At 56.3% G+C, this 15,968-nt stretch carries 13 protein-coding genes; 9 read left to right on the top strand and 4 right to left on the bottom strand.

From position 1 onward, the window contains the following. Nucleotides 1–26: 26 nt before the first annotated feature. A complete protein-coding gene (gene aroF, locus AC01ZF_RS00220; RefSeq protein WP_476575007.1) occupies nucleotides 27–1,085 on the top strand; it encodes a 3-deoxy-7-phosphoheptulonate synthase in 1,059 nt (352 codons plus the stop codon). Then, the gene (locus tag AC01ZF_RS00215) at nucleotides 1,063–2,187 is read left to right on the top strand and encodes an FtsW/RodA/SpoVE family cell cycle protein (protein WP_424674825.1); all 1,125 of its coding nucleotides are present in this window, start codon (nucleotides 1,063–1,065) and stop codon (nucleotides 2,185–2,187) included. The genes aroF and AC01ZF_RS00215 overlap by 23 nt, the downstream gene beginning before the upstream one ends. Here the strand turns inward: AC01ZF_RS00215 and AC01ZF_RS00210 are convergent. Further along, nucleotides 2,184–3,071, bottom strand: a complete 888-nt coding sequence (locus tag AC01ZF_RS00210) for a sugar kinase (RefSeq protein WP_424674824.1) — start codon at nucleotides 3,069–3,071, stop codon at nucleotides 2,184–2,186. The genes AC01ZF_RS00215 and AC01ZF_RS00210 overlap by 4 nt on opposite strands. Nucleotides 3,072–3,192: 121 nt before the next feature. Between AC01ZF_RS00210 and deoC the strand changes: the two genes are divergently transcribed. Together deoC and sucD are read left to right on the top strand one after the other, a co-directional pair. Further along, a complete protein-coding gene (gene deoC / locus AC01ZF_RS00205) occupies nucleotides 3,193–3,981 on the top strand; it encodes a 2-deoxyribose-5-phosphate aldolase (protein WP_476575006.1) in 789 nt (262 codons plus the stop codon). A 144-nt stretch (nucleotides 3,982–4,125) separates the two neighbouring features. Further along, a complete protein-coding gene (sucD, locus tag AC01ZF_RS00200) occupies nucleotides 4,126–5,016 on the top strand; it encodes a succinate--CoA ligase subunit alpha (protein ID WP_476575005.1) in 891 nt (296 codons plus the stop codon). A 56-nt stretch (nucleotides 5,017–5,072) separates the two neighbouring features. On the opposite strand, the gene AC01ZF_RS00195 is transcribed toward sucD, so the two are convergent. Continuing rightward, nucleotides 5,073–6,710, bottom strand: a complete 1,638-nt coding sequence (locus tag AC01ZF_RS00195) for a GAF domain-containing sensor histidine kinase (RefSeq protein WP_424674822.1) — start codon at nucleotides 6,708–6,710, stop codon at nucleotides 5,073–5,075. 117 nt (nucleotides 6,711–6,827) lie between these two features. Here AC01ZF_RS00195 and AC01ZF_RS00190 point away from each other — a divergent pair, with 117 nt between their 5' ends. Further along, nucleotides 6,828–7,148 carry a Rieske (2Fe-2S) protein gene (locus AC01ZF_RS00190; protein WP_424674821.1) on the top strand — a complete coding sequence of 107 codons (321 nt, stop codon included), beginning with the start codon at nucleotides 6,828–6,830 and terminating at the stop codon, nucleotides 7,146–7,148. 291 nt (nucleotides 7,149–7,439) lie between these two features. Further along, on the top strand, nucleotides 7,440–7,733 hold the full coding sequence (locus tag AC01ZF_RS00185) for a PspC domain-containing protein (protein WP_424674820.1): 294 nt from the start codon (nucleotides 7,440–7,442) through the stop codon (nucleotides 7,731–7,733). Between the two features lie 31 nt (nucleotides 7,734–7,764). Here AC01ZF_RS00185 and AC01ZF_RS00180 read toward each other — a convergent pair whose 3' ends face one another. Together AC01ZF_RS00180 and AC01ZF_RS00175 are read right to left on the bottom strand one after the other, a co-directional pair. Then, entirely contained in the window at nucleotides 7,765–8,469 is a 705-nt protein-coding gene (locus AC01ZF_RS00180) for a metallophosphoesterase (protein WP_424674819.1), read from the bottom strand. Nucleotides 8,470–8,531: 62 nt separating this feature from the next. Next, entirely contained in the window at nucleotides 8,532–9,551 is a 1,020-nt protein-coding gene (locus AC01ZF_RS00175; protein ID WP_424674818.1) for a hypothetical protein, read from the bottom strand. A 164-nt stretch (nucleotides 9,552–9,715) separates the two neighbouring features. Here AC01ZF_RS00175 and AC01ZF_RS00170 point away from each other — a divergent pair, with 164 nt between their 5' ends. The 3 genes from AC01ZF_RS00170 to AC01ZF_RS00160 all read left to right on the top strand — a co-directional run bounded on the left by AC01ZF_RS00170 (nucleotide 9,716) and on the right by AC01ZF_RS00160 (nucleotide 15,962). Beyond that, the gene (locus AC01ZF_RS00170) at nucleotides 9,716–12,544 is read left to right on the top strand and encodes a glycosyltransferase family 39 protein (RefSeq protein ID WP_476575004.1); all 2,829 of its coding nucleotides are present in this window, start codon (nucleotides 9,716–9,718) and stop codon (nucleotides 12,542–12,544) included. Between the two features lie 12 nt (nucleotides 12,545–12,556). Further along, on the top strand, nucleotides 12,557–13,801 hold the full coding sequence (locus tag AC01ZF_RS00165; protein ID WP_424674816.1) for a glycosyltransferase: 1,245 nt from the start codon (nucleotides 12,557–12,559) through the stop codon (nucleotides 13,799–13,801). Between the two features lie 88 nt (nucleotides 13,802–13,889). Beyond that, on the top strand, nucleotides 13,890–15,962 hold the full coding sequence (locus AC01ZF_RS00160; RefSeq protein WP_424674815.1) for a glycosyltransferase family 39 protein: 2,073 nt from the start codon (nucleotides 13,890–13,892) through the stop codon (nucleotides 15,960–15,962). Nucleotides 15,963–15,968: the final 6 nt, after the last annotated feature.

The following is a 15,968-nucleotide window of genomic DNA, read 5'->3' as shown; positions in this document are numbered from 1 at the left end:
GATTACTGCCAACCGCCAGCTTGTCTATGCTTGTCGTAATGGAAGCACACGCGACGGCGGAGCAGATCGAAGCTGTTTGCGCCGAGATTCGGGCGATGGGGTTTACGCCACACCCAATGCCCGGCCCGACCCGAACTGCCATCGGGATTACCGGTAACCAAGGCCCAATCGAGCAGGCCGGGCGGTTGCAGCGGTTGCCCGGTGTGAGTCAGTTGATACGGGTAACCGCACCCTACAAGCGCGTCAGTCGTGAGTTTAAAGAACTCGATACGGTGGTGGAGGTCAGTGGTGTACCGATCGGTGGGGCCGGTATTGCGGTAATCGCCGGTCCATGTACGGTAGAAAGTCGAGAACAGACCCTCAACGTTGCACGGGCAGTACGTGCGGCCGGTGCGATCATGCTACGCGGTGGAGCGTACAAGTCGCGCACCTCACCGTATTCTTTTCAGGGCTTAGGCGAAGCCGGCTTACGCATATTAGCCGAAGCGCGTGAACTGACCGGTCTGCCGGTGGTGACCGAGGTCATGGATACCGAGACGTTGCCGTTGGTGGTTGAATATGCCGACATGTTGCAGATCGGTGCGCGCAATATGCAAAATTATTCGCTGTTGCGGGCAGTTGGACGCACTCAGCGACCTGTCTTGCTGAAGCGTGGATTTGCCGCCACGGTGAAAGATTTGCTCTTAGCGGCAGAATACATTTTGGCCGAGGGGAATTCAAACGTCGTGCTGTGCGAGCGAGGCATTCGTACCTTCGACGACAGTTTGCGCTTTACCCTTGATTTGGGGGTCGTACCACTGATCAAACAGCTCTCGCATCTACCGGTGATCGTCGATCCATCACACGCGAGTGGGCGGGCCGATCTTGTCATTCCTATGGCGCGCGCCGCAATAGCAGCCGGCGCCGATGGATTGATCGTCGAAGTACACGATAATCCGGCCTACGCAGTCTGTGATGGGATACAGGCGCTTATACCGGACAGCTTTGCTGCGATGATGCATCAGCTTGCACGCATAGCGGCGGCGGTAGAACGTCCGCTGCTGAGTCGGGTTGAGGTGAACGGTGGACACACGACGTTGGCGTGATGTTGATTGGGCAATTATCGGTAGTGTCGTCGTCTTGCTGGTGTTCGGTGGTTTGGCTCTACATAGCGCCACCTTGAATGCCGTCGCCGGTAATGGCTTACCGTTGCGCCCTATCTTTGAACGTCAGCTCATTTACATCGTCGTCGGGTTAATCGCGATGGTCGCAATGATGGTATTCGACTATCGCCTGCTGTCGAGCCTTGCTCGTCCACTCTACATCGGCATCGTGTGCTTGCTGGCAGCAGTATTGGTCATCGGTCGGGTGAGTGAAGGTGCGCGAAGTTGGATCGCGATCGGCGAACGAACGTTTCAACCGGCAGAGCTAAGCAAATTGGTGTTGATCCTCGCGTTGGCTACCTACTGGCAACGCTACGCCGACCGCGGTGGTAGTTGGTTGGTGCAAGCCGGTGGGTTGGTGATAGCCGCTGTACCGATGGCACTGGTGTTTGTGCAGCCCGATTTGGGAACTTCCCTCGTGATGGCGAGTATTTGGTTGGCCATCGCTTGGGGTGGTGGGATGCGTCTGAGCCAACTGGGATTATTGTTTGCAGCGTTTATTCCGTTCGCATGGGTAGCCTGGCACTACGTTCTCGATGACTATCAGCAGATCCGGCTTAGCACCTTCTACTACCTGCTGACCAATCCGGCGGCGGTTGATTTTAATGCTGCCTACAACGTCATTCAAGCGCTCAATGCGATCGGCGCCGGGGGGCTAACCGGAGCTGGTCTGACACGTGGCCTCTTTAGTCAAGGCAATTATGTACCGGTACAGCATACCGACTTCATTTTTGCCGTCGTCGGTGAAGAATTAGGCTTTATCGGTGGAACTGTCTTGATCGTCTTTTTCGCCATCTTGCTTTGGCAGACGTTAACAGTCGCTGCTAAGGCACGTGATCAGTTTGGGCGTTTGATCGCCTTGGGCGTTTTTGGCATGCTCTTCAGTCATACGTTGATCAACCTCGGCATGAATATGAGTCTGCTACCGGTGACCGGTCTGCCGTTGCCGTTTGTCTCGGCTGGTGGTAGTTTTATGGTCACGACACTTGCCGCCGTCGGTTTGGTGCAAAGTATTCATATGCGTCACCGGCAAATAGCATTCTAACTTCGCACCAATGCCTCAATTTCAGCCAGGGTTGGCAAAGCGCTGCGACCACCAAGACCGCGCGTCTTGAGGGCTGCAGCCGCACTGGCAAATCGCAATGCTATCGGTAATGGATCACCGCGGAGCAGTGCAAACAGCAATGCACCGTGAAATACGTCGCCACAGCCGGTCGTATCGATCGGTTGAGTTGGAAATGCCGGCGTGTATATCACTTCACCATCGTTACACGCCCAACTGCCCGCTTCACCGGCAGTGACGACAACGAGCCGTGCGTACCGTTCGGCCAACGCGCGAGTTGCCATCTCCAAATCTGACAAACCGGTCAACGCACGAGCAAAATTGGCCGAGACAACAATATCATCACACAGCGGGAGGAGTTCGATAACGGTAGGATTAACCCGTTCGGCGTCGATCATAATGCGCCCACCGGCGGCACGCACGTGTTGGGCTGCGGTCAGGGCTGCCGGCAGATGGCTATCAACCAGTAAGGCACGGGTCTGGGTGGCAAGTTCGATGGGAAATTCAAGATTGGCGAGGACTGTCGATTCGTTGTACCACCAGACCGTGCGGCGGTCGCTACCCGGTTCGGCCAGCACAATGGCCGCGTGTGATGAGCCGTGTCGGGTCGCCATCAGTGACGTGTTAACTCCGAAGTGGTGGAGTTCGGTGCGAATGGCAGTGCCGTAATGATCATCTCCGACAGCGCTAAACAATGCTACCCGTAATCCTAGGCGGGCGAGGGTAACTAGGGCTGTAGCGACCGGACCACCTCCCATCTCGGCCCATCCGGCTAACGGTTGCTTCTGCCCGATCACCGGTGGGGTAGCCGTAACTCCAATAATATCCCAACTTGCGACACCTACCCCTATCACATCAAACTGCATATTACCCGCTCCATGGTATATGCCTATCATCGCGATTTAGCGAATACCTTGACCGGCTGTGCTACAATAGCAACGTGAATAATGCCGGATCAATGAGTTATCCGTCAAGAGGAGCCTTGTCGTGGAAGACCTGATCGCGCAGGTGCGTGCGCAAGTCGATGCACTCGTCGGCTTACCAACCGGTACGCCGTTGCCGTACCAGCCACCACCTGCTTCAGACATACCTATTGCCAGCTTCATCGATCATACACTCTTAAAGCCTGAAGCAACGGTCGATCAGATTGATCGCCTCTGTAATGAAGCCGAACGGTATCGTTTTGCCAGTGTCTGCGTTAATCCGCGTTACGTCGAACGTTGTGCGCGCGCGTTGGCAGGGTCACCGGTGCGGGTAGGTACCGTCATCGGCTTTCCGTTGGGCGCTACCACCACGAAGGTGAAAGTGTTTGAGACGGTGCAAGCAATTGGGCATGGTGCGCGCGAAGTTGATATGGTGATGGCAATCGGTGCATTACGTGGGCGGGAATATCATGTCGTAGCTGACGATATTCGGGCGGTCACCGATGCAGCTCACGCGAGTGGAGTCCTGGTTAAGGTGATCATCGAAACCGGCCTCCTTACCGATCGCGAAAAAGTGATGGCTTGTCTGTTGGCAGTACGGGCCGGGGCCGATTTCGTCAAGACCAGTACCGGCTTTGGACCGGGTGGCGCAACCGTAGCTGATATTGCGCTGATGCGGGCGACGGTAGGGCCGACGATTGGCGTCAAGGCGTCGGGAGGAGTGCGCTCGCTAGCCGCAGCACAGGCACTGATTGCTGCCGGAGCAAACCGAATCGGGACCTCAGCAGGAGTGACAATTGTCCAAGAAGCGGAAGGGACGCCCTCAGACCGCTCAGCGCAAGATGCGTACTGAAGGTTAGTGACATGGTACAATGCGCGCCATAGCGAGGCAACGTCTTTTGCGACGGTAGCGATTGTTTGCATAGTAGTGATGATATAGTTGCATAGTGACGTACATGTGACCTAGCTCGTGTTCAGCTTTACCAAGGAGGCGTGCGTGAGCATCTTGATCGATGCCAACACCCGGTTGTTGGTACAAGGCATTACCGGCAAAGAGGGCGAATTTCACACCCGTCAAATGCTTGACTACGGCACGAACGTAGTAGCCGGAGTAGTACCGGGGCGAGGCGGCCAGATGGCGATTGATGGGCGAGTGCCGGTGTTTAATACGGTGTCGGAAGCCGTTGCGGCGACCGGAGCCAACACAGCGGTGATTTACGTTCCGGCCCCGTTTGCCCCTGATGCAATTCGGGAATCGGCGGCAGCGCGGATTCCCCTCATTGTCTGCATTACCGAAGGGATACCGGCGCTTGATATGGTCAGCACCTATGCGTTTGTCCAAGAGTGTGGTGTGCGGCTGATCGGGCCGAATTGTCCTGGGCTACTCACGCCGGGCGCAGCCAAAGTTGGGATCATTCCGGGGAACATCGCAATGCCGGGGCCGGTGGGTATTGTCAGCAAATCGGGCACCTTGACATACGAGGCCGTTGATGCACTTACCCGGATTGGAATCGGTCAGAGCACTATCGTCGGTATTGGAGGTGATCCGATTATCGGAACCAACTTTATCGATGTACTGGCGATGTTTGAAGCCGATCCGCAGACCGAGGCGATTGTGCTGATCGGTGAGATTGGTGGTACGGCCGAGCAAGAGGCTGCCGCGTATATCAAAGCACACGTAACTAAGCCGGTCGTTGGCTTCATTGCCGGGCAGACGGCCCCGTCCGGGAAGCGGATGGGTCATGCCGGCGCGATTATCAGCGGTGGCGAAGGCACTGCACAAGAGAAGATTGCAGCGCTGGAAAGCGTTGGGGTACGGGTTGCCCGCATGCCCACCGATATTGCCGGCCTGGTGAAGGATGCATTAGCTACCCGCGCCGTACAATAACGCAGGAGGACAGGTTGAAAACGCGGGGCAGGTATCAAACCTGCTCCGTCGTCGTTTTACGGAGTTTGATTGAGCGGGATCCGCAGCTCTACCGTCGTTCCTTGCCCAATCTCGCTCCGAATGCGGAGATCGGCGCCGATGAGGCGAGCACGCTCTTTCATATTGAGCAGACCGAGGCTACCGCGGTTGGTATAGCCACTCTCCACTGCAGCGACGTTAAATCCGCACCCACGGTCACGCACACTCGCCACAAGATGATCCTCTTCGACATACAGATAAATCGTGATCGAATCGCTGCGCGCATGCTTGCGGGCGTTATTAATAGCTTCCTGCAAAATGATAAAGATGGCACCCTCAATTTCAGGAGGGAGCCGTGGCACGTGAGCCGGCGCTTCGAGCCGCAGTTTCGTATCGTGACCCGAGGGATCACGCCAACGTTCAACGTACTGTTGGAGGGTTACTAACAAACCTTGTGTTTCGAGGCCAAGTGGTCGCAACTCAAAGAGCAAGTTACGAATATCGTGGGTCGTCTTTTGGACTAACTCGGCGAGCGTATCGAGTTCGGCGGGGACACGTTCCGGCATTGCCTTAAACAGACGCTTAATAAACTCGATATTCATCGCAATTGCGGCAATGCTCTGAGTCGGGCCATCGTGGAGATCGCGAGCGATTGCGTGCCGTACCTCGGCTTCTTTTTGCAGTAACCGGTCACGTTCTTCCTTTAACCGTTGGTACAGGCGTGCATTTTCGATGGCAATAGCCGCTTGGGCAGCAAGTGTAGTGAGCAGTTGCAAATCCTGCTCGCTAAACGGTTGACCATTAATCTTGTTGAGCAACTGCATTGCGCCGATGATCCGATCTTTCACCCGCATCGGCACACACACGATAGAACGGGTCACAAAATCGGCTTCACGGCTGATCGCATCATACCAGCGTGGATCATGCTCAACATCGTTGACGATCTGCCCGACCCCATGGGTCACGACCCAACCGGCGATCCCGCGGTCGGCCGGCATACGATACTGGCGCTGCTCACCGGGTATTTCCAGTACCAGCTCGTTGGTCTCTTCATCGAGAATGAAAATCGAACATCGTTCGGCTCCGACCACCTTCGGCGCCCGCAGTTTGATATCGTTGAGCAGGCTGTTCAGATCAAGGTTCACGGCGAGCGACTGCCCGATCTCGTAGAGTAAATGCAGTTCCCGCAGATCTCGCTCGGCACGCCGCAACATCGCAATCTTATCGGCTTCGCCACCGATGGCGCGCACCAGCAGCACGAGGAGTTCTTCGTCGAGTGGCTGTTGGTTGCCGGATTGTTGATCGGTGCGACTTACCACGAGATGGAGCAACCCAACCCCCTGACCACCACTCTGTAATGGCAACTCGATCAGATCGCGACTATCGTCAATCGAGTACGAACCAACAATCGGTTCGCCGTTATCATCGCGTCGAGCAAACCCTTCACGTGCCTGTTCGATCAACGAATTCGTTTCGGCGTCGAGCTGACCGCGGGTGACCTTAATCGTCTCACCGTAGGGAGAGATATAGAGCAAGGCGCCGGCTTGAGCCGGCCAGAAGGCAATCAAGCGGTCGAGCGATGACTGAAGCAAATCGGCCACTTCGTGATGACCGCCGGCAATAAGGAGCTGACTCAGCGTTTCCAGTTGGCGTTGATTAATTGCAAGCGGCGGCATAGGATCACCTCGAACTGTGGCAACAGGCGAAAAGCCAAACGTGTTAATAAGGGTTATTATAGCGTGTTGTTTGTACTGTACCGGATCGAGAAGATGACTGTCAATGGAAGAATGGTTATGGAACGGTTCAAAGTTTGTCATCGCAGTGAGCTGCTCCCCGGTCAGATGCGTTACGTTGAGATCGATGGCTTACCAATTGGGTTAGCGAATGTCGCCGGGACGATTTACGCTTTTAGCGACAGTTGCCGACACGAGGGTGGGCCACTGTCGGCAGGTGTGTTGATCGGTCATACGGTCACGTGTCCATGGCACGGTTGGACATACGACGTGCGTACCGGTAAGAGTCTTGTGCCGCCGGTTGGATTGCGGATCGCCACATATCCGGTTGAAGTGATCGATGATGATGTGTTTGTCATTATTGATTGGTCGTCAACGTAAATTCAGATATGCGATCATCATACTGATATTGTAATCGATTTGTAATAATGATCAAATACTACAATTTATCGTATTACTATTGATAATTTTACTGAAAAGAACACAAAGATACCTATACATATATGTACTAAACGGCAGCTATATTGTTTGGTATACAATGGTTCTATTGATTTAGATTGCCGGAACGCCGCTCCGAGATGTTGCAGCACAGTACACCAGAAAGCCGCAACCGGCACCGTACCGCTATCGTCATATACCCAGGTCAGAGTTGATAGAATATGAGGAGGTACTATGACCACGCAAACGCAACGGCTCTTACGTGTGCGGACCGAGCGTATGGTGGCCGGAGTAGCCGGTGGGTTAGCGCGTTATTTTGGGATTGATCCGATTATTGTGCGGTTGATCTTTGTCGGGTTGGGGTTGGTGAACGGAATTGGCGTGATCATCTACCTGGTGTTGTGGTTACTGATGCCGAACGAAGATGCGGCCCCAACCGACAACAATCTCGACGTAGCCATTGGTGAAATGCGGGCTATTGTTGAGCGGTTGTTAACCGAAATCCGTGACGTGTTTCACCGCCTATAAGCTCTATCGTAACGCTGCTCGAGTGGCGGCGTTACGAATCAAGCCCGCGGACGGCTACCGGTCCAAACCCCAGATAATCACATGCCGTCAATTGATAGTACACCCCATCGACTCGGCCTTGCACCGCGTTATCCCAATCGTACCGCCGGTGCAAATGACCGTAAATGCATGTCGTCGCATCGCTGGCAGCGATCATACGGGCGAACTCGGTCGGCTGGCGATTCACAAACGGTGGGAAGTGGATCATCACGATCAGCGGCTTGCCGATGGCAAGATGGCGTCCGGCGGTGAGGGCGCGAGCTAATAGCCCCAGTTCACGCTGATAGATCGGTTGATCCTTCTCACTGAAGCCGGGAGTTTCGGGGGTAATCCAACCGCGCGTACCACAGACCACGGCCTCGCCGATATCGAGAGCATCGGCGCCGATCAGGCGCAGGCTCGGCGGTAGATGGCGGCGGATCGAGTTGACACTGCGTGGGCACCAGTAGTCGTGATTCCCGCGGATCAATACCTTTGTGCCGGGCAAGGCGTCGATCCACTGTAAATCGATCAGTGCATCCGGTAATTTCATTGCCCACGAGATGTCACCGGCAATCAGAATCCAGTCGTCGGCGGCGACCCGATTGCGCCACGCTTGGGCGATCCGTTCGGGATGATCTTTCCAACCGGGACCGAAAATGTCCATCGGCTTAGGACGGGCAAACGAAAGATGGAGGTCAGAGATTGTCCAGATCATAGCGCCTGATGATAACAGGCTTGGCGGTGCAATGCAACTGCCGATATACTGAACGGTTCACTTCAACCCGACGGAGGCGTGAGCGGGCGATGGGTCAGTTTGCCAGAACCGAGATTAAACGTGACTTGCTCGGAACTTTGAACAACATTTGCCGCAATAACGTTGCCGTTTGGCGTGGCCAGCGTATATTCAACCGTACAGCCACCGACAAAGATCAGGAAGCCTGAGTTGAAAAAGTTTTTCTTCGCGATCAGATCACAACCCGATTGTGTCACTCGTGCGGCAAGTTGGTGAAAGCGTGGCTGACCGTTTTGGGTACTGTTCAAGAGGCGTTCGGCAAGGAGAACGCGGAAGAGAAGTGATTCGGTTGAGGTGTCTGCCGGTGGTGTAGTGACCGATTGCGAAGTGATCAGGAGATTGAAGAGCTGCTTCAGAATATGAGCATCGTTCTCTTTGGAATCATCGGGTGTTGATTTGTTTAGTAGTTCTAACAAAATTTCGCGCAGTGTATGTTCAATAGGAAACTGCTGGGTATCTGCCTCAAGCGGTGGGAAGGTATAGACACGCTGCTGCTGAGCGAGGAGGCTGTGGGCGAGCGCGGCATAGAGGGTCGCTTGGTCGATGGTAGTGTTGGTCGGGTAGAGTGTGTAATCGCTGCGCAAAAGAGCGACAAGTTTGGCCGTGTTCTCGGCAACGGCAGCGAGCGCCTGAATACTATTGCTAATACTGTCAAGCATCGCTGGAACCGGACTCATCATTGCCGCGAGCGAATTAGTCCCTAGAACCGGCACGTCTGGTTGGCGGGTTACCGGTTCTCTCGATCTGGGTTGTCTTGAAACGAATTGTCGCACCGTTTCGATCAACAATCGGTCATGTTCATCGATAAGGTGATGAACCAAGACAATTTCAAAACTTTTCTGACCGATACATGTGGCAATGTCGGAGGCTACCGTTTGAACACAGCGTTGTAAAGCTCGTAACACGGCAAGCTGGGCAATATGACTCAGATGGCTTTTTTGGTCTTCCACTAGGTTGATTGTCCTAGCAGTGGTCTTTGGATCAAGTATATTCTGATCGCTCATAACTGTCTCCTGTAACAATGAATATATTGTAGCACGGACAAGTAGAAATCTGCATTCGTGTAATCGGTGCATCCCATCGGTGCATCATTTTGCTGTGAGCTATAGCTCAGCATAATTGGCGGTATAATAGCCGTCGGCATTAGGCCAACCGGGTAAGGTGTATTATGGCCGTTAGCGATCGTTCAGTTATTGAGAAGCTGCACGTAACCGGAGACCGATACGTAGTCTGGGCGACGGTGCGCGCGCTGGTGTTGATTCTGACGCTCACCCTGTTGGCCGGGGCGATGGCCTATCAAGCGCCACCACAAGGCCGCGTGGCAATCGGTTGGCTCGGTGATCGGCTCTTTTTCGGCGTGAGTCCGGGGTTGGGAGCAGCTCCGGTGCAGCGCGGTGAGTTGTTCGCCGATGAGCTAACCCCCGATTCGCCAACCGGACGGTCACGTTGGACACGCGAACGAGCGGTGTTGGTGTTGCCGAATGTTGGCGCCGGTTCACCGCTGCAAGTCACACTGACCGCACAGGGTTGGCCGGCGGAGATCGGTTGGCAACCGACGGTGACGGTCTGGATCGATGAGACGCCGGTCGGTGAGTTTACGCCGTCGGTACGTTGGGAGACGTACACGTTCACCGTGCCGGGCATTGCGCACCGCGCCGGTGATCTGACGATTACATTGCAAACCTCGGCGACGTTGGCCGATAGTCGTGATCCACGTCAGAAGGGGGTACGGCTGGCCGAGGTGCGGATTGAGCCGGCGAGCGAGCCGGCGCTATTCTTGCCGCCTGCATGGCCGGCAGTCGCCTTGCTCGGTTGGAATGCTGTGCTGCTCTACATCCTGTTAGCGCGGTTGCGGCTGAGTCCGCCGCTGGTCTATGGTGGTGCCGCGCTGGGTATCGGTGCGGCAGCAATCGGTTTGGCGTTGGCACGCATCTGGATGGCAGCGATCTTGCAGGTGGCGATGACCGGTTTGTTCGTATTGCTGGTGATTGCCTATCGTCAACCGTTAGTGTCCTTAATCCAGATGTTGGTACGGCGCTATAACCAGGGTCAGGCGCTTGGGTATGGGCTGGTCGGTGTTGCCTTGCTCTGTTTTGGCTATGTGCTCCTGCACGCCATCAATTGGTCAGCAGTGATCGGCGTGCGGTTATTCTGGCAGACCTTTCCTGATTCGCTCCTACTGGCGCTCTTGGGGACAGCATTGGTGGCGTTAGGGTTAACCTATGGCCGGGCCGGGTTGCCGCGTCTGAGCGATGCAATTGTCGATTGGTTTGCGGCCCGACGAGGTGCGTGGGTGGTGTTGGTAGGCTTTACCCTGCTCTGGTTGGGCTTTGAGGTAGTGGTCGCCGCTACGTTGCCCTACGTCGGACACGCCGATTACAGCGATAATGCCATCGTGGCCCGTAATTTAGTGCGTGGGCGGGGGTGGGTGGTCGATTACGTCAGCCAATTCTACACCGTGTACGAAGGTTTGACGCGCCCGCAAGAGACGTGGCCGTTGTTGCAGCCGGTCTGGATCGTGCCCTTCTTTGCGCTGTTCGGTCCAACGGCATGGGCGGCGAAGATTCCCAATTTTATCTTCGATCTCATCCTGGTGGGGCTGATGTACGCGGTTGGGAGCTGGCTCTGGGATCGGCGGGTCGGGGTAACGGCGGTCATTCTCGTGCTGACCAACTATCTCTTTTTTCGCCTGTCGATCTACGTGACCAACGATTTAGGCTTTGTCGTATTCAATATGGCAGCGCTGGCCGCTCTGTTGCGTAGCCATACCGATCAGGGGCGTCGGTGGCGTTGGTTGCTCATTTCAGCCGTTTCCACCGGGCTAATGATGTTGCAAAAACCGAGTGGTGCTATGTTTGCGCTGGGTATGGGTCTGTGGCAACTATCGTTGCTCACCCACGAGCTACGAACTCTCCCAACTTGGCCGCAACGCTGGCAACAGCTTCGCACACGGTTGACCCCGGTGGTGGTCTGGTCAGCGCTGGCGCTCCTTGTCCTCTCGCCCTATTTGGTGCGGAACATGATCCTGTTCGGCAAACCGGTCTACAGCACCGAAAGCCACGATGCGTGGGTGCTGGATTACCGTGGTGTGAGTGGCGATGCGTGGTCGGAAATTTACCGCGTCTTTGCCCCGGCATGGGGAGGACCGGGAGTGCCTGACCGCAGTTGGATCTTGCGCTGGGGGTTCGATGCCACGCTGACCAAGTTTATGACGCAGGTGCGCGAGTTACGGGCGTATCTGATGCCGGCGTGGCCGGGGTTGCCGGAACCGTTGGCGGTACTGTTTAGTCATGACGCGCGCAAAAATATTCTCACCCCGCTAGGTGCGTGGTTAGCGCTGGCCGGTGTGTTTGCTGCGGTGGTCTTCCGACGGCAATGGTTGAGCCTCATGCTCTTTGCCTACACACCGTACATTGCCTTCATGCTCACCTACTGGCGTACCAACGAGGAACGGTACTGGGTGATGATCATTCCGTGGCTGGCACTTTTGGCGGCGTGGATGATCTGGGCCGGTTACGACCGGTTGGCGGCAATCGGCGATCGGCGTTGGGCACCGCTGGGGCTGGTGTTGGCGTTGGTAGCGATTGGAACCATTGTGGCCGGATCGCAGGCCGATATTGACGACAAAATACGGAACGAACCGCGTATTTGGCAGCAAGACCTCGCTGCCTACGAATGGGTGCAGGCCAATACGCCGCCTGATGCGGTGATTATGACCCGCTTGCCGTGGCAGGTTAATTGGCATACCGAGCGGCCGGCAGTCATGATTCCGAATACCGATGATCGGGCTTTGTTGCTCCAGATTGCTCGTCATTACGGTGCGCGCTATTTGGTACTCGAAAATCAGATGCGGGTAAAGGGTGATGCCGGACGCTTGCTGGCACCGTTGATGGATCATAGCAACCAGCCTGGCATGGTGATTGATGGGTTTGAATTGCTCTATGCTAGCCCGACGCCCGATTTTCGCGCCTTTATCTATCGCATTCCCGATTCATAAACAGATTGTCGTATGCGTATCCTCATGTTGGCTTCTTCATTACCGAAATACCCGCGCGAGACTACCGCTCCGTTTATCGAAGAGATTGCAGCCGGTATCGTGGCTCGTGGTCATCAGGTGACGCTGATTGCGCCGTGGCATCCCGATCTGCGGCGCAATGCGCGTGAGCGGGGGATTGAGCTACGCTTTTTTCGTTATGCTCCGCATCCAGCATTGAATATCTGGGGGTATGCGCAATCGTTGCAGAGCGATACGCAGGTGCGTGAACGGGCATGGTTGGCCGCACCCTTTGCCTTGACGGCGTCGTGGTGGGCGTTGCGACGGGAATTGCGGCGAGCACAGGCTGTTGGTCAGCCGTTTGATCTGGTACAAGCGCATTGGGTGTTGCCCAACGGTCCACCGGCAGCCTTGGCAGCGCTGTCAGCCCAATTGCCGCTGGTGGTGAGCTTACACGGCAGCGACATCTATCTGGCCGAGACGCAGCCGGTGATGGGGAAGTTTGCCGGCTTGGTGTTCCGACAGGCGGCAGTGGTAACGGCGTGTAGCGCCGATCTGAGTATGCGCGGGGTACGTTTGGGGGCCAATCCCGCGCGCACGTTTGTCATTCCGTATGGTGTTGACCCCATACAGTTTCGGCCCGATCCAGCGGCCGCACAGCGTTTTCGGGATGTGTGGCACATTCCTGCCGATGCGCCGCTCGTGTTGGGTTTGGGCCGGTTGGTGGCGAAAAAGGGGTTTAGCGTTCTACTCGATGCGTGGCCGGCAGTGTTACGTATGCATCCAACAGCGCGGTTAGTGATTGCCGGTTACGGCGATCTGCGTCCGGCGCTCGAAGCACAAGCCGCTCGCTTGGGTATTGCACCGATGGTTATCTTTACCGGCCAGCTCGATCGGGCATGGGCAGCGATGGCGATGGCAGCGGCCGATGTGTTTGCGCTCCCGATTATCCGTGATGGGGTGGATGGGCTGCCCAACGTCTTGCTGGAAGCGATGGGTGCAGCGCGACCGATTGTGGCTGCGCGGGTGGCCGGTGTACCTGATGTGATCAGCGATGGGGTACATGGCTTGATCGTTCCTGAACGTGATCCGGCAGCGCTCGCCGCTGCGATTGGCCGATTGATCGCCGATCGGGCGCTGGCCGAGCGGTTAGGTGCCGCAGCACGCCAGCGGATTATCGAAGAATTGACGTGGGCGAATACCGCGGCTCGCTACGAAGCAGCCTTTGTGGCGGCAGTACGCGGTAGGAGTTGGGCATGACGATAGTACAGTTGGAGATCGATTGTCTCGCCTATCGATGCACATACGCCGACTATGCGTTGCTCCACCATCAGCAGGAGGTTGGGTAATGAGATGGAGCTGGTCGGTGTTCTTTATCCTCAGTGGTTTGGCTGCGCTAGTTCTCCGCCTCTACCGGCTTGATGCTCAGAGCCTCTGGCTTGATGAGGGCAACAGTTGGGCTATGGCGATGCAGCCGTGGTCGGTACTGTTGCTTGATTTGGTGCGACCCAATGCGGCCTATCCGCTCTACCACCTCTTACTCAAGGCGTGGATGGTTGTAGCCGGGACAAGCGAATGGGCATTACGGCTGCCCTCGGCGCTGGCCGGTGCGCTCAGTGTGCCGCTGCTGGCGTTGGCAGCACGGGCAGCGGTGCCCACCGACCGGCGGCGCGCTATTGTCACTGTGGCGGCAATGCTGATCAGTATGTGGTCGCCTTTTGCCCTATGGTACGCACAAGAGGCAAAGGTCTATGCGCTCGTTTTGTTGGTCAGCGCGGCAATGCTCTGGTTGACATTGCGTGCGGTGCAGCACGATCGGACCGCAGATTGGGGATGGCTGTTCGGATTGGCGATTGTTGCCTTCTTTATCCACCGTTTAACGGCACTATTGACCTTGAGTGCGGCACTGATATGGCTGTTCAGCCGTCCACGCCGTTACGCATGGCTTATCGCGGCCGGTCTTCTGCTCATTGGGGTGGGGATGATTGCGGCAATGGTAGCCGGGATCGGTAGTGACCGTGCTACCAGCGGTGCGTCAATTGCGGCCGATCCGCTACGAGCGTTGTGGCTGACCTTTACCCGCTTTAGCCTCGACCGTTGGCCGGGCGATGTGCCGTGGGTGTGGTTCGTTCCGTGGCTGGTGCTGATGGTCTTGGGCTTGATTGTAGTATGTACTATCTCGCATCGGACGGCACTAGTCTTGGGGATAATGGGTGGGGTACCGTTGTTGCTCTTCGCACTTCAGTTGGTACTCACCCGTCTCTACGAAGCGCGCTATCTGATGATCATCTTTCCGGTGTGGGTGGTGGTGTTGGCGCTAGGGTTGGCGCCACAGCGTGACGGTGGGTCGGGTTGGCGGTTAGCGACGGTGATCGGGTCATTGACTCTCGGCGGAGTGCTGATCACCGGTGGTTGGTCGCTCTTTCAGCCGCGGTTCGGTCTCTTCTCAGGCGACCCGGTCAAAGAACAGTACCGTGAAGCCATCACCGAATTGGCCCGTCGGCTCCATCCCGATGATGCAGTCGTCGTCCATCCCGGCTATCTACGACCGTTGTACGACTACTACATGGCGCGCTTGAGTGCCGATCCTGCCCCGTCGCCCCTAACCTTCGCCAATTTCTGGATGGGCGAAACCAGCTATAGTCAGCGTGATTGGGATGCCGAGCGACGGGTCGCGTTAGCCGGCTATACCCGCAGCTTTTTGGTGATTGCGCCAGACCATGCTCGTACTGTTGATCCGCCATTGCCCGGCGATGAGTACGGACTCGTCGGCAATTTCTGGGCTTTTAGCCGTGAGCAGCGGACATGGCCGTGCGGGATTTGGCGTTTTCAAGGCGTCCACCTCTTTTGCCAGGAAGCACCGGAAGCCTATATCACCGGTGCGGTGATTGAGCCGGCCACGCCCGTGACGGCGACATTTGGCGATGATCTGATCCTGTTGGGGTATACGCTGAAGGCCACCACACTGGCCGGGCCGGGGGTATACCGTGCCGGCGGCAACATCCCGTTGAGTCTGTTCTGGGATGTCCGCCGGCCGTTGGCGGAAGACTACAGTCTGTTCATTCATCTCTGCCGCGATTGCGAACAGCCACCGGTAGCGGGTGATGATGGGCAACCGTTAGCCGGCTACCTACCGACGAGCACATGGTTGCCGGGCAAGCCGGCTCGTGACGACCGTGCCGTTCATGTGCCGCACGATCTACCGCCGGGCGAGTATCAGCTTCTGATCGGCTGGTACCGACCGACCGATCCATCACCGGAAGGACGTTTGTCGGTGCGCGGTGATGGTGCGCTTGGGGTGGGTCGGCTTTGGTTGGCAACGATTGAGATTATCGGCGATGATGAGGGGGGACGGGGTGATACCGACGCGCTTTCCGAACTTCCCTATCGCAGCTCGGAGTTTCATCTCGGTACAAGATAGTTGCAG

It is taken from the genome of Chloroflexus sp. (assembly GCF_056331925.1).
The sequence above is the reverse complement of the archived record's forward strand: the minus strand, read 5'-3'. Positions and strand labels throughout refer to the sequence as shown.